Source organism: uncultured Flavobacterium sp., from assembly GCF_963922255.1.
Lineage (GTDB): Bacteria > Bacteroidota > Bacteroidia > Flavobacteriales > Flavobacteriaceae > Flavobacterium.
On record NZ_CAWUIC010000015.1, the window covers coordinates 31,870 to 56,357 of the forward strand.

17 protein-coding genes are annotated in these 24,488 nt (G+C 30.6%); 7 read left to right on the forward strand and 10 right to left on the reverse strand.

Translation table 11 applies throughout. The features are described 5' to 3' along the window. Positions 1-10: 10 nt before the first annotated feature. The 7 genes from AABJ49_RS11795 (at position 11) to AABJ49_RS11825 (ending at position 14,970) form a co-directional block, all read left to right on the forward strand. Positions 11-3,769: a fibronectin type III domain-containing protein gene (locus AABJ49_RS11795; RefSeq protein ID WP_338378480.1), complete on the forward strand. Its 3,759-nt coding sequence runs from the start codon at positions 11-13 to the stop codon at positions 3,767-3,769. Between the two features lie 129 nt (positions 3,770-3,898). Further along, positions 3,899-8,653 (forward strand): fibronectin type III domain-containing protein, encoded by a 4,755-nt coding sequence (locus AABJ49_RS11800; RefSeq protein WP_338378481.1) that lies wholly within the window; start codon positions 3,899-3,901, stop codon positions 8,651-8,653. Positions 8,654-8,756: 103 nt separating this feature from the next. Beyond that, entirely contained in the window at positions 8,757-10,958 is a 2,202-nt protein-coding gene (locus tag AABJ49_RS11805) for a T9SS type A sorting domain-containing protein (protein WP_338378482.1), read from the forward strand. A 57-nt stretch (positions 10,959-11,015) separates the two neighbouring features. Further along, a complete protein-coding gene (locus AABJ49_RS11810; protein ID WP_338378483.1) occupies positions 11,016-12,005 on the forward strand; it encodes a glycosyltransferase in 990 nt (329 codons plus the stop codon). A 7-nt stretch (positions 12,006-12,012) separates the two neighbouring features. Beyond that, complete coding sequence (gene coaE / locus AABJ49_RS11815) at positions 12,013-12,591, forward strand: dephospho-CoA kinase (protein ID WP_338378484.1); 579 nt, start codon at positions 12,013-12,015, stop codon at positions 12,589-12,591. A 76-nt stretch (positions 12,592-12,667) separates the two neighbouring features. Then, entirely contained in the window at positions 12,668-14,251 is a 1,584-nt protein-coding gene (locus AABJ49_RS11820; protein WP_338378485.1) for a HAMP domain-containing sensor histidine kinase, read from the forward strand. Between the two features lie 17 nt (positions 14,252-14,268). Continuing rightward, complete coding sequence (locus AABJ49_RS11825) at positions 14,269-14,970, forward strand: response regulator transcription factor (RefSeq protein ID WP_338378486.1); 702 nt, start codon at positions 14,269-14,271, stop codon at positions 14,968-14,970. A gap of 53 nt (positions 14,971-15,023) precedes the next feature. Here the strand turns inward: AABJ49_RS11825 and AABJ49_RS11830 are convergent, their stop codons facing one another. From AABJ49_RS11830 to AABJ49_RS11875, 10 genes are all read right to left on the reverse strand, one after another. Beyond that, positions 15,024-15,620 (reverse strand): hypothetical protein, encoded by a 597-nt coding sequence (locus tag AABJ49_RS11830; RefSeq protein ID WP_338378487.1) that lies wholly within the window; start codon positions 15,618-15,620, stop codon positions 15,024-15,026. 10 nt (positions 15,621-15,630) lie between these two features. Beyond that, positions 15,631-16,284: a hypothetical protein gene (locus AABJ49_RS11835; RefSeq protein WP_338378488.1), complete on the reverse strand. Its 654-nt coding sequence runs from the start codon at positions 16,282-16,284 to the stop codon at positions 15,631-15,633. Between the two features lie 85 nt (positions 16,285-16,369). After that, positions 16,370-17,107: an acyl-ACP thioesterase domain-containing protein gene (locus tag AABJ49_RS11840; protein WP_338378489.1), complete on the reverse strand. Its 738-nt coding sequence runs from the start codon at positions 17,105-17,107 to the stop codon at positions 16,370-16,372. Continuing rightward, positions 17,097-18,029 (reverse strand): tRNA (adenosine(37)-N6)-dimethylallyltransferase MiaA, encoded by a 933-nt coding sequence (miaA, locus tag AABJ49_RS11845; protein WP_338378490.1) that lies wholly within the window; start codon positions 18,027-18,029, stop codon positions 17,097-17,099. The genes AABJ49_RS11840 and miaA overlap by 11 nt, the downstream gene beginning before the upstream one ends. Further along, positions 18,030-19,142, reverse strand: a complete 1,113-nt coding sequence (locus AABJ49_RS11850) for a serine hydrolase (RefSeq protein WP_338378491.1) — start codon at positions 19,140-19,142, stop codon at positions 18,030-18,032. It abuts the gene before it with no gap. A gap of 16 nt (positions 19,143-19,158) precedes the next feature. Further along, positions 19,159-19,995 carry an ion transporter gene (locus AABJ49_RS11855; protein WP_338378492.1) on the reverse strand — a complete coding sequence of 279 codons (837 nt, stop codon included), beginning with the start codon at positions 19,993-19,995 and terminating at the stop codon, positions 19,159-19,161. A gap of 26 nt (positions 19,996-20,021) precedes the next feature. Next, entirely contained in the window at positions 20,022-21,386 is a 1,365-nt protein-coding gene (locus tag AABJ49_RS11860; protein WP_338378516.1) for an exonuclease domain-containing protein, read from the reverse strand. Between the two features lie 84 nt (positions 21,387-21,470). Next, complete coding sequence (locus tag AABJ49_RS11865) at positions 21,471-22,121, reverse strand: YggS family pyridoxal phosphate-dependent enzyme (protein WP_338378493.1); 651 nt, start codon at positions 22,119-22,121, stop codon at positions 21,471-21,473. A 126-nt stretch (positions 22,122-22,247) separates the two neighbouring features. Then, positions 22,248-23,465, reverse strand: coding sequence for a DUF1015 domain-containing protein (locus AABJ49_RS11870; RefSeq protein ID WP_338378494.1), 1,218 nt, complete (start codon positions 23,463-23,465; stop codon positions 22,248-22,250). A gap of 72 nt (positions 23,466-23,537) precedes the next feature. After that, entirely contained in the window at positions 23,538-24,428 is an 891-nt protein-coding gene (locus AABJ49_RS11875) for a 3-hydroxybutyryl-CoA dehydrogenase (RefSeq protein WP_338378495.1), read from the reverse strand. Between the last annotated feature and the right edge of the window lie 60 nt (positions 24,429-24,488).

Sequence of the window (24,488 nt, forward strand, 5' to 3'; positions counted from 1 at the left end):
ACTAAATTTTATGAAAAAAATTACAATCAAGCAAATGAAGTTTTTTCTTATCCTGTTTGGGTATTTTGCAACTTCATTATTGACAACTAATGCCCAATGTATTAGAACTACTGCATTTGGTACGGTTACATCAAATAATTCTGGTTTACAACAAGGAATTACAACATGTGCCTACAGTACTGTTGAATATTCAACAGTTAACGGCTTAATTGTTGGAGAAGATTATATGTTTTCAGCTCAAGTGGGTAGTACATATTTTTCGGGAAATCACATTTATGTTACATTAACTGATACTTCTAATAATGTAATACAACATGGACTTTCTCCTCAAACTATTACAAATGTGTCGGTAACATCAGTTAGAATTCACCTATCAGATGATTCTAGCTGTGCAGGAACAGCAACTTGTCATAATACTTCAGTAATGTTTTTACCTAGTTGTCCAATTCCTTCTGGATTAACTGCAAGCAATTTAACGACAACTTCTGCAGATATTTCATGGTCAGTTTTAACAAATCCATCAAATGGATATGAATATTATTACTCTACAAGTAATACTGCACCAACAGCAACAACAACTCCAAGTGGAACAGCTACAACTACAACAGCTAACTTGACAGGGTTAACAGCAAGTACAACCTATTATTTTTGGATAAGATCTAACTGTACTTCTGAAAATTCAATTTGGTCAGCAGCAGGTACATTTGATACTGTTTGTAATGATCTTACAGACTTTGTTCAAAACTTTGACAGTTCACTTACAGGTACTACAAGCCCTATGCCTGTTTGTTGGAGTAAAGCAGGAACAGGAAATACATATGTTACAACAGGAGCAACTTCTCCAATGTCTCCATCAAACAGACTTTATATGTTTGCTAGCGGAACAACACCTACAGAAGCATATGCTATTTTACCTTCTGTTTCAAATTTGCAAGCCAACACACATAGATTGAAATTTAAAAGTTATGCAACTATCGCAGGAAGATTTATAGAAATTGGATATATGACAGATCTAACTGATATTACAACATTTATTCAATTAGAAGAAGTAAATCTTCCTGGAACTGCAATCGCATCTACTCAAGAATTTATTATTGTACCTACAGGAATTCCTGCAGGAGTTAAAAATTTAGTAATTAAAAATCCTGGTTATCCTGGTGCCACAACAACAGCTTATATTGATGATGTAATTTGGGAAGCAATACCTGCATGTCCAGAACCAGTTTATTTAACAGCAACCAATATTGGATCAGCATCTGCAGATTTAAGTTGGACAGAATTAGGTTCAGCGACACTATATAATATAGAATATGGACCAACAGGATTTACACAAGGTACTGGAGGAACAGTAGTTTCAGGAGTTGCAAACCCTTATAATTTATCTGGTTTGAGTCCACAAACGACGTATGATTATTATGTGCAGGCTGATTGTGGAACAGCTAATGGAACAAGTGTTTGGGTAGGACCTTATACTTTTACAACGGCTTGTGTTTCATATACTGCTCCTTACACAGAAAATTTTGATTCATTGCCTTTAGTTTCTCCATATAGAGAACTTCCAATATGTTGGGAACCACAAGTTGTAGGTAATGATTATTGGACAGTAACTAATGATGTTATTAATACTGGTCATACATATTTGCCAAATATAGGAGATCATACTACAGGAACATCAAATTATTTATGGATTGATGCATCTACTAATATTATTGCAAATGAGATGATCTCACCATTAATTGATATGAGTGCATTAACAACTCCTTTAGCTGGTTTTTGGTTTGCATCAAATAACACAAATAATGCAATTAATCATACGATTGCTTTGGATGTGTGGGATGGATCTGCGTGGCTAAATTTAACAACAGAAACAGGTAATTTTACAGGTTGGGTTAAAGTTGAAGCTACAGTGCCTTCAACCGTACCAACAACAACGAAATTTAGAATTTACGCAATCGCTAATCCAGCTGGTACAACTGCTGACTATTATTTTAATGATTTAGGTGTAGATGATTTTTATGTGATTGAAACTCCTTTGACTGCTCCTAATTGTGCGACCAACCCTATAAGCACTCCACATGTCTCTTGTGGTAATTTTTCAAATACTTTAAGTTGGGATGCTGATCCTACAGCAACAGGTTATTATATCACAGTTGGTACAACATCAGGAGGAAATGACATTGCTAATAATGTTAATCTAACATCAAGTTCTTACTCATTTGTTGGAAATATTAACGCAACTTATTATTGGACAGTTACTCCTTATAATGCTAACGGATCTGCTAGTGGATGTTTAGAGCAAACTTTTACCACTGCTGCAACGGGTTGTTACTGTACTTCTTTACCAACTTCTAATGATGATTTAGGAATTACAAATGTTCAATTGGGATCAACAAATTTCCCAACTAATGATGTTACGTATTTTGATCATACAAGTACAACGGTTTCATTATCTCAAGCTGTTAATACAAATGTTCAAATAACTTTTGCAACAGGTTACACTTACGATACATATATTTGGATAGATTTTAATGATGACTTTACTTTAGAAACTTCAGAAATTGTATATAGTGGTGTCTCGACTAGTGCAAACCCAACTGTATTAAATGCATCCTTTAATATGCCAGCATCGGCTCCATTAGGAATTCATAGAATGCGAATTGTAACAGCTGATGATTTATTAGTTGCAAACCCTTGTTATTCGGGTGCTTTTGGAGTTACTTTAGATTTCTCAATTAATATTCTTCCAGCACCATCTTGTATACCACCAACAAACTTATCTGTTGCAAATATTACAAATGTATCTGCGGATTTAGGTTGGACAGAAAATGGAACAGCAACAGTTTGGGATATAGAATGGGGTACTAATGGCTTTACACCAACAGGAACTCCAAATATTGCAGCTACAACTACTAACCCATATAATTTAACTGGTTTAACAGCTAATACTGCATATAGTTTTTATGTTAGAGCAAATTGTGGTGGTACAAACGGTGAAAGTGCTTGGTCTGGACCATATAATTTCTTAACAACATGTGATGCTACTAATGTACCATATGTAATGGATTTTGAATCAGCAACTGTACCAGCTTTGCCAAACTGTACTTCAATACAAAATGTTGGAACAGGTAATTTATGGACAGTAGCAAACAACCCAGGATATGGTTTTACTAATAAAACTCTGCAATATCTTTATAGTTTTTCAGACCCTGCTAATGTTTGGTTCTACACTCAAGGTGTGAATTTAACAGCAGGAACTACTTATGCTGTTGCTTTTGATTATGGTTCAAACTCAACTGGTTATGTTGAAAAATTAAAAGTTGCTTATGGAACTTCTGATGATGCTGCGGCAATGACTAATGTGATTGTTGACCTTACAAGTATTTCAAATAATACACCTTTAAATAGTTCAACTCAATTTACACCAACAACATCTGGAGTTTATTATTTTGGATTTAATGTTTATTCTGATGCTAACCAATATAATTTATATGTGGACAATATCAATGTAGATGTATTCTTAAATTCAAGTACTTTTGACAATGCAAGTTTTATAGCATATCCAAATCCAGTAAAAGATGTTCTAAATGTGTCTTACACGTCAGAAATTTCATCAGTTAAAGTGATCAATTTATTAGGTCAAGAGGTTATCTCAAGAAAAGTTGGAACTAATTCAACTCAAATAGATATGACAAGTTTAACTGCTGGAGCTTATATTGTAAATGTCACAGTTGGTGATGTTTTAAAGACAATTAAAGTGATTAAGCAATAACACAAAATCTTTATTTTTTAAACTGCTCCAAATTTGGAGCAGTTTTTTTTTATAACAAAATCAAACATATTTGTTATTTATTTATATTAGCGGAAAATTATCTTACTATTAACAAACAATTAAATTATTATGAAAAAAATTACCTTATTGATAGCTTTCTTACTATCAAATGTAATTGGTTTTTCACAAACAACAGTCACAATAGGTACTGGAACAAGTGCCTCTGGAACTAGTGATAATGGAAATCCAATTTACAGGTCATCTGCAACGAGCGGTTTTAGCTTTTCGCAAAGTGTGCAGTTGCTAACACAAGCAGATCTAAGTTCAGTTGGTCTATCTGGTGGTTCAACAATCACAAAAATCGCTTACTATAAGACAAATACTTCTACTATGGGAGCTGGTAGGACTGCGGATTTAAAAATTTATTTAAAAAATTCTGGTAGTACAAGTTTAGTTACAACTCAAAACATGACTACATGGACTACTGGAGCCACATTATGTTATTCTAATCCAGCTGTTTCTGATACTAATATTCCGGCTACTGCAGGATGGGTAGAATTTACTTTTACAACTCCATTTAATTATACTGGAGGATCAATTGAAGTAGCAATAGATTGGACTGGAAACGGTGCAGGTAGTGGATTAACTACTGGAGCATTTCTTTGGCAATATACAGCAGCAACTGCTGTTAAGGCAGTAGGAACATCAAATAGTAGTGCTATTACGGGTAATTTAACTACTTCACAATCTAGATTATACAACACACAATTGACTTTTTCAAATTCTCCTTGTACTGGTGTTCCAGCTCCAGGGAATACAATTGCTTCTAACTTAACTCCTTGTGCAGGAGGAACAGTTACTTTTACTACACAAAATCCTACTATGGGTTCAGGTGTAACCTATCAATGGTATAATTCTTCAGGTGCCATTTCTGGAGCCACAAATTCAACTTACAGTCAATCAATCACTACACCAGATTCTTTCCATTGTGAAGTTACTTGTGCTGGAAACACAACAGCAACAACTTCAGTTAGTGTAACACCTTTAATCATCAATTCTTTTCCTTGGTTAGAAGAATTTAATACTTTTTTACCAAATTGTTGGCAAGCTGCTGATAATGGTGATTTAATATCTGGTCCTGCAACTTTTGGCAGTAGTTCTTGGGTAGCGGATGGTTTTGGAAATAATGGTACAACAGGTTCTATTAGATATGAAATTTGGTTAGCTGCTGCTAATGATTGGATTATTTCTCCATTAGTAAGCGTTCCTGCAACTGGTTATGAGCTAAAGTTTGATGCTGCTGCAACACAATGGAATACAACTGCAGCACCAACAACACCTTGGGAATCTGACGATTTTGTAGAAGTATTAGTATCAACTAGTTTAAGTAACTGGACAGTTTTATATACTTATAATGATACAAATGTGCCATCACCAACAGGAGATGTAAACATTATTAATTTAGATGCTTATGCAGGACAAAATGTAAGATTTGCTTTTAGAGTTGTTGAAGGAACAGCAAATGGATTAGCAGATATAAATTTTTATGTTGATAATGTTCAAGTAAGACAAACACCTTCTTGTTTAGAACCAACATTATTAACAGTAAATACAATAACAGCTAATTCAGCTGCTTTAGGTTGGACTGAATTAGGAACTGCTAATACTTGGGAAATTGAGTATGGACCTGCAGGATTTGTAAGTGGTACAGGAACTTTAGTTCCGGCATCAACTAATCCGTTTGTTTTAAATGGTTTAACATCAAATACATCATATGATTTCTATGTAAGAACTGTTTGTGGTGCTACTCAATTAAGTTACTGGGCTGGACCTATGGCATTCAAGACCAAGTGTAATGATTTAACGGATTATTTTGAAAATTTTGATACATATATCACTGGAACTAACAGCTTACCAGAATGTTGGAGTAGAGGAGGTACAAGTTTAAATACATATATAACAAATGGTGCAGTAGCTCCTATGTCTCCTTCTAATAGATTATACATAAATGCTAGTGGAATAACTCCAACAGAAGCTTATGCTATCTTACCAGCAGTTTCAAATTTACAGGCTAATACACATAGGTTAAAGTTTAAAGCTTTTTCAACTACTGCAAATAGTCCATTACAGATTGGTTATTTAACTGATCCAACAGACATGAATACTTTTATACAGTTGGAAGAGATTACATTGCCATCAACTTTAATTCAAAACACACAAGAATTTACAATTGTTCCTGTAGGAATACCTGCTGGAGTTAAACATTTAGCAATTAAAAACTCAGGTTATCCTGGTGCTGTTACAACAGCATATATTGATGATGTTAAATGGGAATTAATTCCTGCTTGTCCAGAACCAATGATGTTATCAACTTCTTCAATTACTTCATCTTCAGCACAATTAAATTGGATTGAAGGAGGAAGTGCAACAACATGGAATATTGAATATGGATCTGTAGGGTTTGTTTTAGGAACAGGTACATCAATTAATGCAATAACAGCAAATCCATATACATTAAATGGATTAACACCTTCAACAGCTTATAGCTTTTATGTTCAAGCTAGTTGTGGTAGTACAAACGGAAATAGTGTTTGGGTTGGACCATTTAATTTTACTACTCCTTGTCTACCGTACACAATTCCTTATTTTGAAGGATTTGAATCTGGATATACACATAATGTAGCTGTTTCAGGTTGTTTATCACAATCTTCAGTAACTGGTACTTCTGTTTGGACAGCTAATAATACTTTAACTACTTATAACAGAACTCCAAGAACAGGAAATTGGAATGCATTTTTACAATACAGTAATGAAGATTGGTTATTTATACCTATTGAATTAGTAGGAGGAACTAGCTACACCGTTGAATTATATGCACGTCAAGATGGAGCAACGGCAGCAAACTCTAATATGTTAGTTAGTTATGGTTCAAGTGCAACATCTGCAGCAATGATTAATGCTATTGTACCTTCTACAGGTATTATTAACGGTAATTATCAACTTATTTCAGGAGCATTTACACCTGCTACAAATGGAACTTACTATGTAGGGATTAAAGGGTATATGAGTGGTACTCCATGGTATATTTCTTTAGATGATATTAAAATTGATGTAACACCTTTATGTTTAGCTCCAACTAATCTAACTGCTTTAAATATTACAAGTAATTCAGCAAATTTAGGTTGGACAGAGAATGGAACCAGTGCAAATTGGGATATAGAGTGGGGAACTTCAGGTTTTACACCAACAGGAACACCAAATATCGCAGCGACAACTACAAATCCTCAAAGTTTATCAGGATTATCTCCAAATACTTCTTATAGTTTTTATGTAAGATCAAATTGTGGTAGTACCATTGGTTCAAGTACTTGGTCAGGACCTTTCAGTTTTACAACTTCTTGTGTTCCATATACAATTCCTTATTTTGAAGGATTTGAATCTGGATACACGCATAATGCAGCTGTTGCAGGTTGTCTATCACAATCTTCAGTAACTGGTACTTCTGTTTGGACAGCTAATAATACTTTAACTACTTATAACAGAACTCCAAGAACAGGAAATTGGAATGCATTTTTACAATACAGTAATGAAGATTGGTTATTTATACCTATTGAATTAGTAGGAGGAACTAGCTACACCGTTGAATTATATGCACGTCAAGATGGAGCAACGGCAGCAAACTCTAATATGTTAGTTAGTTATGGTTCAAGTGCAACATCTGCAGCAATGATTAATGCTATTGTACCTTCTACAGGTATTATTAACGGTAATTATCAACTTATTTCAGGAGCATTTACACCTGCTACAAATGGAACTTACTATGTAGGGATTAAAGGGTATATGAGTGGTACTCCATGGTATATTTCTTTGGATGATATTAAAATTGATGTGACTCCTTCTTGTGTAGCTCCAACAGCAATAAACGTTACAACTACAACACAAAACTCTTTAGCATTTGCTTGGACAGCTTCTCCAACAGAAACTGGTGGATATGAATGGAGAGTAATGAACAACGGTAGCGATGTAAACCTAGTCACACCTGCAGCTTCAGGTTCTGTAACAACAGGAGTTACAAATGCTTTAGCAACAGGTTTAGTAATGGATACAACATATCAAATTTATGTTAGAACATTATGTGGAACTTCTGAAACTAGTGATTGGTCTACACCTTTAACTGCAATTGTTGGATATTGTGTTCCATCAGGAACAAGTAATGCCACTTATGTTGATAATTTTTCAACAACTTTAGGAGCAACTAACATAACAAATACAGCTTCTGGATTTTCAACTGCAAATTATGGTAATTTCACTTCTCAAAGCGTTTCTGTTGGTTCAACACAAAGTTTTAATTTCAATATTGTTGTTGCTGGTGGAACTCTTGGATGTGCTATTTGGGTTGATTGGAATAATAATTTAGTGTTTGATGCAAACGAAATGGTATTCTCAACTACATCTTATGGATCTGGACCATATACAGGAACTATAAACGTACCTGCAGCAACAGCTAATGGTAATTATAGAATGCGAGTAATGGTAGATTATAATGATTCTAATCCTGGTGATGATGACGCATGTGCTTTTGCTAGTGGAAGAGGTGAAATAGAAGATTATACAATCACTGTAGATAATGCATTATCAAATGAAACTTTTGATAACGCTAGTTTTGTAGCTTATCCTAACCCTGTTAGAGATGTATTAAATTTATCGTACTCTACAGAAATTACTTCTGTTAAAGTAATAAACTTATTAGGTCAAGAAGTCATTTCAAGAAAAGTTGGAACTACTTCAACTCAACTTGATATGAGTAATTTAACAGCTGGTGCTTATATTGTAAACGTTACTGTTAATAATGTAACTAAAACAATTAAAGTGATTAAGCAATAATTTATAAAATATAAATCAAAAAATATTTTAACTGCTCCTTATTTAGGAGCAGTTTTTTTTGTATTCAATTTTTTAATACATTTGAGCTGAAAAACAATTGTTTATGAAAAAAATTACGATTCTCATAATTTGTCTTATTTCTTTAGATTTATTCTCACAAGTCACTATTTCTGAAGATTTTAACGTTTCTACTTCATTGCCTACAGGATGGACTTCGAGTAGATATTCTGGTTCTGCAAATCAAGCTTGTAATGGGAATTCTTTTAGATGTAGCTTATATACTGGAACAACCTCTACATCAGGTTGGCTATCAACTCCAAATTACCCATCTGTATCAAATGGACAAAATGTTGTAATTACATTTGATTATAAAATAATAAATTTTTCAGGAACGAACGTACCAACTCCAGCAGGGTGGGGAAATATGCAAGTACAAATGTCTCAAGATAATGGAAGTAATTGGGTAACCCAATTTACAGTTGATGATTCAAATCATATAGTTAGTAATATTTGTGCTAATAAATCATTTACAATTCCTGCTGCATCAATACCCAACGGTTCAAATTTTAAATTAAGATTTTTATCTTCTTGGACAGCTGGTGATTATTATTTTTATATAGATAACGTAAATGCTTCGCAAAGTGCTTCAGTTCCTAATTGTAATGCAGTTATGACAACTCCAACTAACTTAGCATCTAATGTAAGTGAAACTACAAATTTATCATGGTCAGCAGCTACAGGATTTCCAACTGGATATATTTTAAATGTTGGAACAACTTCTGGAGGAACACAAGTTATAAATAATCTAAATGTTGGTAATGTAACTTTTTATGATTTACCCATTTTGTCGTATTCCACAACTTATTATGTGTTTATAACTCCTTACAACGGTAATGGAAATGCAATAGGATGTACTCAGTATTCATTTACAACAAATGCTGCTCCTCCATTAGGAAATGTCTGTGAAAACCCAATAATAATTTCATCTTTACCCTATAATGTAACAGATAACACTTTAAACTATGCAGATGATTATTCTGGTGGTCAAGGATCCAATTGTGGAAGTAATACTCAGTTTTATTTAGATGGAGATGATGTAGTTTACAGATATACTGCAACAATTACAGGTTTTATAAATATAAATTTAACACCTTCTACAAGTGCAGATATATATTCTGGTATTTTTGTTTATGGTAGTTGTTCAGATATTGGAGCAAATTGCTTAGCTGGTGTTGCAAATGGGACATCTAATCTTAGAACTATTTCTCAGTTTCCAATTACTAGTGGACAATCTTATTATTTTGTAATATCTTCTTATCCTTCACCACAATCTATATCTTATACACTTGATATTCAAATAGCAACTTGTATAAACCCTTCAGCAACTTATACAATAATTCCTGATTGTACTAATGGAAATACTCAGTTTTTTGTTAGTACAAATGTCACTAGTTTTGGATCAGCTTCATCTGTAACAGTTTCCGATAATTTAGGAAGCAATCCAATTAGTTTGAGTTCTATAGGAAATGTTCAATTAGGACCTTTTCAAAATGCAACTTCTGTTGTAATTTCGATAACAAATAATCAAGATTCTTCATGTGTACTTACAAGTCCATTTTTAACTCAATCGAGTTGTCCACCAGCTAATGATGATTGTAGCGGAGCTATTAATTTAAATGTTGGAAATAGCTTTACTCAAAACGAAATTACATCAGCAAATTATGGAGCTTTAGCATCAACTGTTCCTAGTCCAGGTTGTACTGGTTCAGTTTTTCTAGACGTTTGGTATAAAGTTACTGTTCCATCTTCAGGAAACATTACATTGGAAACAAAACAAGAACCTGGTGGTTTGTCTGATACTGGAATGGCATTGTATGCTGGAAGTTGTTCCAATCTAACTTTATTACAATGTGATAATGATAGTGGTTCTGATCCATTTCATGCTAAAATTGCTCTAACAGGTCGAACACCTGGAGAAATTATTTATGCGAGAGTTTGGGATTTTGGAGGAAATGATTTTTCATTATTTAGAATTTCAGCTTATGACGGAACTCTTAGTACACCTGATTTTGATTCAAATAGTTTCAGTTCTTATCCAAATCCAGTTAAAGATTATTTTATGATAAGTTATTCTTCAAGAATATCATCTGTAAAAATCACTAACACTTTAGGTCAAGAAGTTTTTGCTCAAAAGATCAATGAAAAGGAAGCTATTTTAGATTTATCAAAATTAACGGCAGGAAACTATATAGTTACTTTACTCATTGATGATTTTATAAAGACCCTAAAAATTGTTAAACAATAATTCATAAAGCCACTTTTTTTAAAGTGGTTTTTTTTAGAATTAAAGTATCTTTGCTACATGAATTTTTCGTTTATCATACCTGTTTATAATCGTCCAGAAGAAACTAAAGAACTTTTAGAGAGTTTGTCTAATCAAACTGATTTAGGTTTTGAAGTTGTCATTGTTGAAGATGGTTCAAAAAACACTTCAGAAGAAATTGTAAAAACATTTTCTTCCAAATTAACTATTTTGTATTTATTTAAGCAAAATTCTGGACCAGGAGATTCTAGAAATTATGGTATGAAAAGAGCTTCTGGTGATTATTTTATCATTTTAGATTCAGATTGTATACTTCCAAATACATATTTTGAAAATGTTAAAAATGCTTTGCAAGAAAACTATGTTGATTGTTTTGGTGGTCCAGATAACGCTTTAGATAGTTTTTCAAATGTTCAAAAAGCTATTAATTTTGCGATGACTTCTTTCTTTACAACTGGAGGAATTCGAGGTGGAAGTGAAAAATTAGAAAAATTTCAACCTAGAAGTTTCAATATGGGTTTATCCAAAAAAGCTTTTGAAGATTCAAACGGTTTTGGAAACATTCATCCTGGTGAAGATCCAGATTTATCTATACGACTTTGGAAAAAAGGTTATAAAACAACTTTAATTAAAAAAGCATTTGTATATCATAAACGAAGAATAGATTGGAGAAAATTTTACATACAAGTCAATAAGTTTGGAAAGGCTAGACCTATTTTAGATTCATGGTATCCAGAATACAAAAAAAATACTTTTTGGTTTCCTTCAATTTTCTTGTTGGGTATACTATTTGCATTAATAATGGTGTTTTTTCAATTTTATTTACCCATTTTAATACTATTTGCATACTTTTTGATAGTAGCTATTGATAGCACTGTTAAAAACAAAAGCATCGTGGTAGGTACGTTGTCTATTATTGCAACTTTGATACAGTTTTATGGTTATGGAAAAGGATTTTTATTATCATTCATTAAAATTAAATTAATGAAGCAAGAGCCTAAGATAGCTTTTCCGGAATTATTTTTTTAAAAAAAGCATGACGAAAATTATTGGCTTGACAGGAGGAATTGGTAGTGGAAAAACCACTGTTGCAAACTATTTATTAGAGAAAAATATTCCTGTATATATAGCTGATGATGAAGCTAGAAAAATTACAAATTCAAAAAAAGTGATAGATAAAATTGTTGCTATTTTTGGAAATGAAGTTTTAAAAAACAGTAAAATCGACAGGGCAGCGTTAGCTAAAATTGTTTTTAAGGATAAAGAAAAATTAGCTCAACTCAACGCTATTATCCATCCTGAAGTAAAAAAACATTTTAAAAAGTGGTTAAAAAGTAAGCTAGATTACAAATTTGTTGTCAAAGAATCTGCAATTTTGTTTGAGTCAGGTTCATACAAGGATTGTGATGCTATTATTTTGGTCACAGCTCCATTGGAAGTTCGAATTGAACGAACAATGAAGCGCGACAAAATTGATAGAGAAAGTGTATTGCAACGAATTAATAATCAAATGTCTGAAGAAGAAAAGATAAAAAAAAGTGATTATATCATTCAAAATAACTACTTGAAAGACACTCATTCTCAGTTAGATAATTTGTTAAAAAATTTCAAATAACATAATCTACTTCCTATTTGTTAATGTTTGGTTAATGTATATTCATTAATTATGTTAAAATACTAAATTTGTATTGATGAACAAAGCAAGATTTAGAATATTGGTTTTTTTTATGAGTGTTTCATTAATTGGACTAATATTAATTAAGTTTTATTGGATAAACCTGTTGCTGCAAAAAAATAACGAACAGTTTAAGCAACATGTGCAACAAGTTATAGGGAATGTATCACAAAAGATTAATGATAGAGAGTTTTATACCTTCTACAAACAATTTAATCAAATGGCTGATAGTCTTGGAAAACTACCTAAGCAAAGTGATATTAGAAATTTTTATTATATCTCAAAGAATAATAATACTAATGAAACCATAATTTATTCAAATTCAATAATTCCTCAAGATTTTGATATTAAAGGTACGTTCTTTGACAGTAAAGCAGATACAGCATCCATAAAATCATATGTTGCAGAACGTAAAACTGAAGTTTATAATGGAAATGCTATTGACAATTCATCAATTGGATTAAGAAACACTCCTGATGTTACGATTGAAAACAAAGGTAATTTAGATATATTAGATAGAGCACAATACGAAATTGCTTTTAAAGATGTAATGGCTCAAAAATCTCTTTATGAGCGATTATCTAAAGCTGATTTAGAACGAATTTTATTCAATGAATTGAATAAATATGAGGTAAAAACACCTTTTGAGTTTAGTGTGTATAATAATGGGTTAGCCACTAAATTGAAGTCTGAGAATTTCACCTACGATAAAGAAAATTCATATGGAGTGCCTATTTTTCAAGATATTGATGGCAATAGTCGATATCAATTATTAGTCACTTTTCCTCAAAAAAATAAATATGTATTATCATCTATTTTTTGGGTAGTTGCGTTGTCTTTGTTATTAACATTGATTATTATTTTGACTTATGCGAGTGCTTTAAAACAATTAATTACACAAAAGCAAATCTCAGAAATTAAGTCAGATTTCATTAATAATATGACACATGAGTTTAAAACTCCAATTGCAACAATAAATTTGGCTTTGGATGCTATTAAAAATCCCAAAATTATTGATGATAAAGATAAAGTGCAGCGATACCTTCAAATGATTAAGGATGAAAATAAAAGAATGCATGCTCAAGTTGAAAATGTACTTCGTATTTCGAAATTAGAAAAGAAAGAATTAGATATTAATAAAGAACCACATAATGTTCATGATATTATTGAGGTCGCAGTGGAACACATCAGTTTAATTGTAGAAGATAGAGAAGGTGAAGTAACAACTGATTTTAAAGCAACGAGAACAACTGCTTTATTAAACGATTCGCATTTTACAAATGTGATTGTAAATATATTAGACAATGCCATAAAATATTCTGTTGAAAAGCCAATTATAAGTATTCATACAGAAAATTTAAGAGACTTTATCTTAATAAAGATAAAAGATAACGGAATAGGAATGAGTAAAGTAGCTCAGAAAAAAGCTTTTGATAAGTTTTTTAGAGAACATACAGGGGACGTTCATAATGTAAAAGGACATGGTTTAGGCTTGTCATACGTTAAACAAATTATAGATGACCACAACGGTTATATTTCGGTAGAAAGTGAAAAAGGAAAAGGAAGTACTTTTACCATTAAAATGCCAATTATTAATTAAAAGAAAAGAAAAATACTATGGAAACAGCAAAAAAAATATTACTCGTAGAAGATGATCCAAATTTTGGAGCCATACTTAAAGATTATTTAATGTTAAATGACTTTGAAGTGACTCATGCCAAAAACGGAATGGAAGGTTTTGAAAAATTCAAAAAAGACACCTTCGATTTATGTATTTTGGACGTGATGATGCCTTACAAAGATGGTTATACTTTAGCAAGAGAAATTCGCGAAAAAAATCAAGATGTGCCAATTGTTTTTTTAACTGCAAAATCTATGAAAGAAGATGTGTTAAAAGGATATAAAGTGGGTGCTGATGATTATTTGAATAAGCCTTTTGATAGTGAAGTTTTGTTAATGAAAATCAAAGCGATTATTCAAAGAAAAAGTGCTGAAACAAAACCAGATTCAACGGTGTTTGAATTTAACATTGGCAAATTCCATTTAAATTCTAAATTAAGACAATTATCATTTGATGGCGGAGAACCTATTAAACTGTCTCCTAAAGAATGTGAATTACTTAAAATGCTAGCTTTGCACGAAGATGATGTAATGCCAAGAGAATTAGCACTTACAAAAATATGGAGAGATGACAACTATTTTACTTCAAGAAGTATGGATGTTTACATTGCTAAACTTCGAAAATACTTAAAACCAGATGAGAATGTAGAAATACTAAATATACATGGTGAAGGATTTAGATTAGTAGTGAAGAAATAATTTGATCCTGCAATACTTTAAGCTCTAAGAAATTAGGGCTTTTTTTATGTTTTCTATTCAAATTTAACACCTAAATTTATTTGAAATCTACTTGCTTTTCCAAAATAGTCTTCATATGCTTTATTGGTATTAATATTCAAATCTGTTAAAACATAATTAAAACCTATAAATGTTGAAAATGTTTTGGTAAAGTTATAATTTATTGAAGTTCCTAGTCTAAATTCTGTTCCTTCTTGACTTCCAAAATTTCTTTTAGCAGATTTATATTTATTATTAACATATCCATAACCAATATTAGGAATTACTTTTAGTTTATCATAAACAACTATATCATAATCTATTTCACCATAAATTACTGAATAATTAAGTCGATTAATATCTCCAACATTAGAACTATTAATTACATGATATCTTGAAAATTGATACCCAAAAACCAAACTAAAATTATTGTATGAAACCAAGGATAAATTTGTATTAAAACCTATTTTAGGTTCAAAATCTTTAGCTAGAGAATGATTACCAGTTTGAATAGGAAGGATGAAATTAAATCTGAAATAGTTTTCAAAACTAACCTTTTTTACATCATTATTTTCTTGGCAAAAATTAAGTTGACTTGTTAAAAGTAAAGCAACAAAAAAAATCTTTTTCATAATTATACTTTTAATAAGTTAAGGTGTAATTTAATGATTGTTCTGCTATATTTAAATTTACATTACTTTCTTCCAATAGCATAGTTGTATAATTGTAAACATAATATCTAAGCGTAAAACTTTGATTTTTTAATAAATTAAAATACGTTTGAAGCTCATAATAATTATTTGAAGTTTGAATAGGGTTTAAATACTCATATTGGTTGTAAATTTCACCAATAACTTCAATTTTTCGCAATTCTTTATCCTGACTTGTTTGGTTTATTTCTATTATAAGATCTACAAGTTCATCAAATTTTACTAATTTAATTTCGTCTAAAACCAATTTATAATCAATAAAATTATCTTGTTTTATATTATAAATGTTTTTATTTAAAAAACCATTAATAGAATTAGTAGTATTATTTACCGATATAGTAAAGTTCTCTACATCTGGTTTTGGAAATATCATTCTAATATAACCATTTTCATCAGAAATTGAACTTGATATTGTTTCACCACTATTATTTGCGTCTACATAGACTTCAATTTTTTCATTTGAAACAGCATTTCCATTAGAATCAACTAATTTGGTTTCAATAATGTATCTTGTCTCTAGGTCATACGGGATTGAACATGAGTTAAGTAGAATAGAAATGATAGCCATTAAAACAATTTTTTTCATACAAATAATTTTTAAAATAAAGATGATGAAAAAATAAATTGGTTGCGTTAATTTTCATTCACTTAATATAAATTTAATATAGAATTTATTTCCATTCAATTTTTAGCGCATAAGCTACTTTGTCATCTTTTGATAATGTAAAAGTACTTTCATTTTCATTTGAACTGTTCCTAATTTCAGCTTCATCATTTAAGTTTAATTCACGCATAAAATTCATATCAAACGCTTTAACTTGGCTTTTTAAAAGTTTTTTAGAATTTTCAAAATCCAAACACCATTCTAAATATTTTACGTTATTAGCATGATTGACGATGTCTAAATCTGAAAAAACTACAAGTTTGTTTCCAACTTTTTTAAATTCTTCATTAGTACTTATTTTTTCAGTTGGTTTTACAGTTGCATTTATATCAAAAAGTTGAAAATGATCATGGTTTAAAGCTAAATTTTCAGGTCTTCGTGTTTTGGTATTAATTACAACCCAATAGGTTTCACAACCCATAATTTTCTCACCATTCAAATACATTTCCATACAACGAATGGAACGTGAATTTTCCAATGATTTAATCCAAGTTTTCATGGTAACAACATCACGCCATTTAGGTAATTTTGAAATTTCAACTCGCATTCTACTGACTACCCAAGCTTGATCTTTGGTTTGCATATCAGAATAACTAATTCCTCCTAAATCTGCATGATTTCCAGCAACAATTTGAATAAAATTGCATAAATCAGTGTACTTTAATAAACCATTTGGATAACAGTTTAAAAAAGTAAGTTCAAATTCTTGTTTGTACGTAGATGTGAAATTGGGGTTAATTTGCATTCTTTATTTTTTCTGAAATTGTATTTATAATTGTTGAAGTTTCCGTTTGAAAATCAAACCAAATGGTATTTTCATTGCGTTTAAACCAAGTCAATTGACGTTTGGCAAATCTTCTAGTATTCATTTTTATTTGTTCGATGGCAAAGTCTAAAGTAGTTTTGTCATCAAAATAATCAAATAATTCTCTATAGCCAACAGTTTGTAAGGCATTTAACTCTTTATTTGGATAAACACTTTTGGCTTCTTCAAGTAAACCTTCATTTATCATGATGTCAACTCTTTGATTGATTCTGTTGTACATGATTTCTCTATCTGCTTCTAATCCAATGACAATTGGTTTAAAATTTCGTTGATTTATTTTCTGATTCAAAAAAGAAGAATAAGGTAAGTTTGAAGCCATACAAACTTCTACAAAACGCATCATTCGTTGTGGATTTTGTAATGTTTGAGGATTTTCATTAGAAAGAGTAGAGTAGTAGACTGTATCTAATTCTTGGAGTTTTTGTTGTAAAAATTCAAGACCTTTTTCTTCATATTGATTTCTAACATTTTCACGAATTTCAGTTGGAATATCAGGAAAATCATCAAAACCCTGTAAAATAGCATTTACATATAAACCTGAACCACCAACGACAATTTGAACATTATTTTGTTGAAACAGTTCATCTAATTTGGCAATTGCTTCTTTTTCAAAATCACCAACCGTATAAGTTTCAAAAATCGATTTATTTTGGATAAAATGATGAGATGCAGCTGCTAATTCTTCATCATTTGGAACAGCAGTACCAATTTTCATTTCCTTAAAAAACTGACGACTATCGCAGGAAAGTATGTCGCAACCAAAATGTTGAGCTAATTTAATACTTAGAGCTGTTTTTCCAATAGCTGTTGGACCAACGATTATGATCAGAATATTTTTCAATTATTTTACTTTAGCGATTGATTCAAAAACGGTATTCCAACTGCTATATTTTCCGTAATCTCTACCTAATCTTACAATTATTGTTTCAGTTTTTGGATTTACATAAATATATTGACCTAAAATTCCTTGAGCATTAAAACTCATATCTTCTTTGTTTGAAATCCACCAATGATTTTGATAATACCAAACACCACTTAAATTATTTTCTGCTTTTGTAGTTTTTTCAACCCATTCTTTAGAAATGATTTGTTTACCATTCCAATTTCCATTATTTAAAAATAAACGTCCTAATTTGGCATAATCAATGGCAACCGAATTTAAACAACAAAATGTCTTTTCAACACCTTCTTTTTTATCTAAACTCCAACTAGCATTATATTCCATTCCTAAAGGTTTCCAGATTTTTTCTTCAAGATATTCGCTGATTTTTTTACCTTTTAAACTTGATTCTAAAATTAATCCTAAAATTTGAGAATCACCGCTACTATAACTAAAAGAATTATTGTGGTTTTTTTCTAATTTTAATTTTGAGATTTCTTTTTTTAAATTTCTACCATAATAAACACTTGCAGCATTTCCAAAAGGGTTATAGTAACTTTCATTAAAATCAATACCCGATGTCATGTTTAATAAATGACTAATGGTAACTTTGTTAAAACCGTTTTCTTTTAATTCAGGCAGATAATTGGTTATAGGTTCATCAACAGATTTTATATAACCATCATCAATAGCACAACCAATTAATATAGAGATTACAGATTTTGCCATTGAAAATGAAGGCACAATTTTTTCTTTGTCATAACCATCAAAATATTTTTCATAGATGACGGTATCCTTTCTGATTACTACAAAAGCAACCGTTTTATTCAATTCTAGATATTCGTCAAAAGAATAAACTTTTTCTTTACCTTTAATATCTAAAGTAACTTTTTTTGCTATTTGGTCTCTTAAATTATAATGAAATTGGAATGGTTCAATTGGTTTTTCAATTTCTCTTTTTGGAAATTTTTTATGGTCATTAATATCCGCAAAATTATAGATTATAAAACGACCTAATTTACACGAAATTAAAGTTGATAAAATCAAAACTAAAAAAACAACTCTTTTCCACATAATTAGATGCTTTTAATTACTTTATTAATTTACTTCCACACTCATAGCAATATTTGGCTAAATTTCTTTGGTCATCAGTTCCACAAGTTGAACATGGTGTGTTTTTATCAATTGCTGTATTAGTTTTTTTAGTGCTTACATATTCTGCTGAAACGATACCCGTTGGTACAGCAATAATTCCATAACCTAATATCATAACAAATGAAGCTATAAATTGACCTAAAGGGGTTATTGGTGAAATATCTCCATAACCAACTGTTGTTAATGTAACAATCGTCCAATAAATACTTGTTGGAATACTAGTAAAACCACTTTCTGCTCCTTCGACCACATACATAATTGAGCCAATAAAAACGGTACTAATTAAAACGAAATAGATAAAAACTACTATTTTTCCTTTACTTGCAATTAATGCTTCTTTTAGATGCAATGATTGTCCTGTAAATTGAGGGTGATTTAATATTTTAAATAGACGTACTAACCTAAATGCTCTAATAATCGTGAGCACACTTGTTCCTGTTAAAAAAATAGACAAATACATAGGCAAAACTGCAATTAAATCGATAATGCCATAAAAGCTTAAGATATATTTTAATGGTTTTTTAATAGTTAATATTCGCAATATATATTCGACAGTAAAAAAAGCTGTAATTATCCATTCAAAAAAAACAACTTCTTTATGGTATTTTAAATCAAAACCTTCTACTGTTTCTAGCATAACTAAAATTACACTCAGTACTATTAATCCTAAAAGAAGCAAATCAAAAAGTCTACCTGCAACAGTATTTGTTCCGTAAATAATTACGAATGTTTTTTGTCTTAGCCTTTCAAAAAAAGTTTTTTTTCCTTCCATTAAGTATTAAATATAAACAAATATAATTAATTAAACTTTACTATCTTCAAGTGTTTGTTTTTTCGCATATATGCTTGAATAATAGAACGTGTATCTCTATTATTTTGCATTGGAATTATTAAGTTTCGAAGAATTTCAATATTGTTTATTTGGTAATTCAAATCATAGAAACAATAGCCTTTATACACCCCATTTTCAATTAAAATGGCACTTCGTTCATCATAAGATCTTCCTCTATCAATAATAACCATATTGTTATTTTCAAATGAATTATTTTGTATAAATTCATTGACTCTTTTGTTATATTCTTCCGGGTTTTCTTTGCCAATACAAGCACCAAAACACTGCTTTATATCATATTGAAAACAGCTTTTTTTAGTGTCATAAATACCGTTTACTTTTTGACAAAGATTATATTTTTCGGTAATTTTAAACAAAGCATTTTTTCCTTCTTGAAGAGACGAAAATGATGTTATTTCTTTTTTTCTGCCATCAGTTTTTTCAACTTTTAACGAAATGTATCCATCTTTGTTTTTTTCTGAATATAAAGCCCAATTTAACAAAGTTTTTCGTTGTGCTCTGTTGTATATAGGTTTGTTGATTTTAATTTCTTCACTTTCTTTCAAAAGAGCAATTAACTCAGAGCCAGTTTCTTCATAAGTTACAGCATAAACTTGCTTTTGAATTTTTATAGATTTTGAAACTTTTGAAGTAAAGTGTTGGTTGATTCTGTTTTTAATATTTTTACTTTTACCAATGTAAATTAAATCCCCTTTTTCATTATGAATGTAATAGATTCCCACTTTGTTGGGTAAACTTTCAACAATATCTAGAAGTTTTGGAGCCATTCCAGGTTTAACTTCTGTCTTAATGTATTCTTTTACGATTTCTTTAGTGGTATCTTTTGATAAAAGAAGTTTAAAAAGTTTCACAGTTGCCAATGCATCACCACTTGCTCTATGTCTATCAGTAACTGGAATTCCAAGTGAACGAACCAGTTTACCTAAACTATAAGAAGCTTGTTCTGGAAGTAGTTTTTTTGATAATTCAACAGTACAAATTGTTGGACGAATATATTTATAACCTAAACGGTCAAATTCGGTTCGTAAGATTCTATAATCAAATGATGAATTGTGAGCTACAATAATGCACCCTTCAGTAATTTCGATGATTCTTTTAGCAACTTCATAAAACTTGGGAGCAGAACGCAACATAGCATTGTTAATACCCGTTAATTTTACAACAAATGGTTGAATTGGTTTTTCAGGATTAACAAGACTTATGAATTGGTCAATTACTTCATGTCCATTGTATTTATAAATAGCAATTTCTGTAATTCCTTCTTCATTAAATTGACCACCAGTGGTTTCTATGTCGAGAATTGCGTAAATTTTCTTTTTCTTTAATGTTGCAAGGAAACAAAGTTACAAAGCGTAAAGTATTTATACTATCTTTTTTAAATTTTCTTTTATGAATTATCTTGAACCAAAAATACTACTTCCAATTCGAACCATTGTACTTCCACATTTAATAGCTAATTGATAATCACCTGACATTCCCATTGAAAGAGTGCTTAGTTGCAAGTGTTCTGTGTTCAGTTTATCAAAAAGCGATTTTAAATGAAGAAATTCTTTTTTGATTTGGGTTTGATTATCTGTGAAAGTAGCCATTCCCATTAAACCTATAATTTTGATGTTTTCAAACTTGTCATTCTGTACTTGATTCAGAATCTCTTCCAATTCTTCTTCATCTAAACCAAATTTTGTTTCTTCTTCAGCAATATGCATTTGCAATAAAACATCAATAATTCTATTATGCTTTTTAGCTTGTTTATTAATTTCTTTTAGCAATTTTAAACTATCAACACCATGAACTAAACTTACATATTCAGCCATATATTTGACTTTATTGGTCTGAACATGACCAATCATATGCCATTGAATATCTTTGGGCATTTCTTCCCATTTTTCTGTCATTTCTTGGATTTTGTTTTCACCAAAAATGCGTTGACCAGCTTCATAAGCTTCCATTAAATCTGCTACAGGTTTAGTTTTTGAAACGGCAACAAGTGTAACATTTGATGGTAATTGAGTTTTTATGTTTTTAAGGTTGTTTGCTATTGACATTTTTTTATTTTTTTGGAACACAGATTTAAGAAATTTCAAAAATTATAATAATTCCTTATATCTGCGTTCCTTTTTTATCTGTTTTTTCTAAGTCTTAATACATAAATCTTCTACCTTAATACTTTCTTACAATTCATAAACAACCAAACCACTTCTAAACTTCGGCTCAATATAAGTGCTTTTTGGAGGCATAATTAAACCGTTGTCAGCAAAGTCTTTTATTTCATTTATATTAGATGGATAAAGCATAAAACCTACCTCAAATTCTCCTTCGTCGACAATTAATTTTATAGCAGCAACAGATTGTTTTCCAGAAATATAATCAATGCGTTCATCGTTTCTCAAATCTCCAATTCCTAAAATAGGTTGCAGGACTTTATCATATAAAATTTGTGCATCTAAATTTTCTAAAATTCCGTTTTCATTATTATTTTTTTTATAAAATAAAGCATAGAAATCTCCGTCTAAATACATTCCAAATTCAAACTTGTCTTGCGGTTTCCACAATTCTTGTTCTTTGCTTTTAATGATGAAATTTTCTTCTAATTTAACTAAAAATTCTTCTTTCGAATTTCCATTTAAATCACGAATTATCCTATTAAATTCATAAATTTTTACATTACTTTCAGGAATTAAAAAACTCATAAAATAGCTTAAGTTTTTATTTCCTATATGTTTACCTTCTTCATAAAGTAATTCTGCCGAAGCCGAACGATGATGTCCGTCTGCGATATATAAATTTGGTATGTTTTCAAAATGTGTTTGAAGCCAGTTTATGTCGTGTTCTGTCTCAATTTTCCATAGCGAATGTTTCTCTTTATTTGTTGTAGAAAATTGATAAAGAGGTTCGTTTTGTTTTTTGAGTAAAATCCAAGTGTTTAGTTCAACACTATCAGGATAAGTGATTAAAACAGGCTCAGTATTAAATTCAGTTTGATGTAAGTAATCTTTGAACATTTCAACACGATATTGCAGTGTATCCTCGTGTTTTTTAATGATATTTTTTTGATAATCTTCTACTGATGTTCCAGCTATTATTCCAGTAAATTTTTGAGTTTTAGATTCAATTTCATAAACATAAAAAACAGGATTTTCTTCCTGAATAAAAATTTTTTCGTTTTTAAAATCCTGATATTTTAGAGCAACTCCTTTAAAACGTTTATCCAAAGTTGTTTTTTGAGCATGAATGTACGCAGGGTTTATTACATGTAGAAAAGAATATGGATTAAAATTTAACCACGCGGCCAATTCAGCTGCACTATAATCATCGTAATTTCTACATGAAACTAGTGCAACTTTATCAGGAGCAGGACGAACTGCTTTAAATGGGATTATTTTACTCATGTTTGAGTGATTAGTGATTAGTAATTAGTAATTAGTAACTAGCTATTCACTAATTACTAATCACTATTCACTTTATTTACTAAATTGTTTTGAAACTTTCTCTGCTTTTCTACTTTCAGCATAATCGTAAAAACCTTCACCAGATTTTGCACCGAGTTTTCCAGCCATCACCATATTTACTAATAAAGGACAAGGAGCGTATTTTGGGTTTTTGAAACCATCATACATCACGTTAAGTATAGAAAGACAAACGTCTAAACCAATAAAATCGGCTAATTGTAATGGTCCCATTGGATGAGCCATACCTAATTTCATAACGGTATCAATTTCTTCAACACCAGCAACACCATTATATAAAGTTTCGATGGCTTCGTTAATCATAGGCATTAAGATTCTGTTTGCCACAAAACCAGGATAATCGTTAACTTCTGTTGGAGTTTTTCCTAATTTAACGGATAAATCCATGATGATTTTAGTTACTTCCTCAGAAGTGTTGTAACCACGAATGATTTCGACTAATTTCATGATGGGTACTGGATTCATAAAATGCATCCCTATAACTCGTTCTGGATGAACTACTTGTGCAGCAATTTGCGTGATAGAAATTGAAGAAGTATTGGAAGCTAAAATCACATTATGATCACAAGTATCACTCAATTGTTTGAAGATATTCATTTTTAAACCCACATTTTCTGTGGCAGCTTCAACTACTAAATCACAACCAACGACACCATCTTTAATGTCAGTATAAGTGATTATATTTCCAATGGTTTTGTGTTTATCTTCTTCTGATATTGTTCCTTTAGAAACCATTCTGTCCAAGTTATTAGCAATAGTTGCCATTCCTTTTTCTAATGATTTTTCAGAAATATCGATTAATTTTACAGTAAATCCTGATTGAGCAAAGGTATGAGCAATTCCGTTACCCATTGTTCCAGCTCCAATTACAGCTATTTGTTTCATTGTGTAAGTTTTGTTTATTATTTTTTAAAACCATTAAGATATTAAGTTTCATTAAGTCTT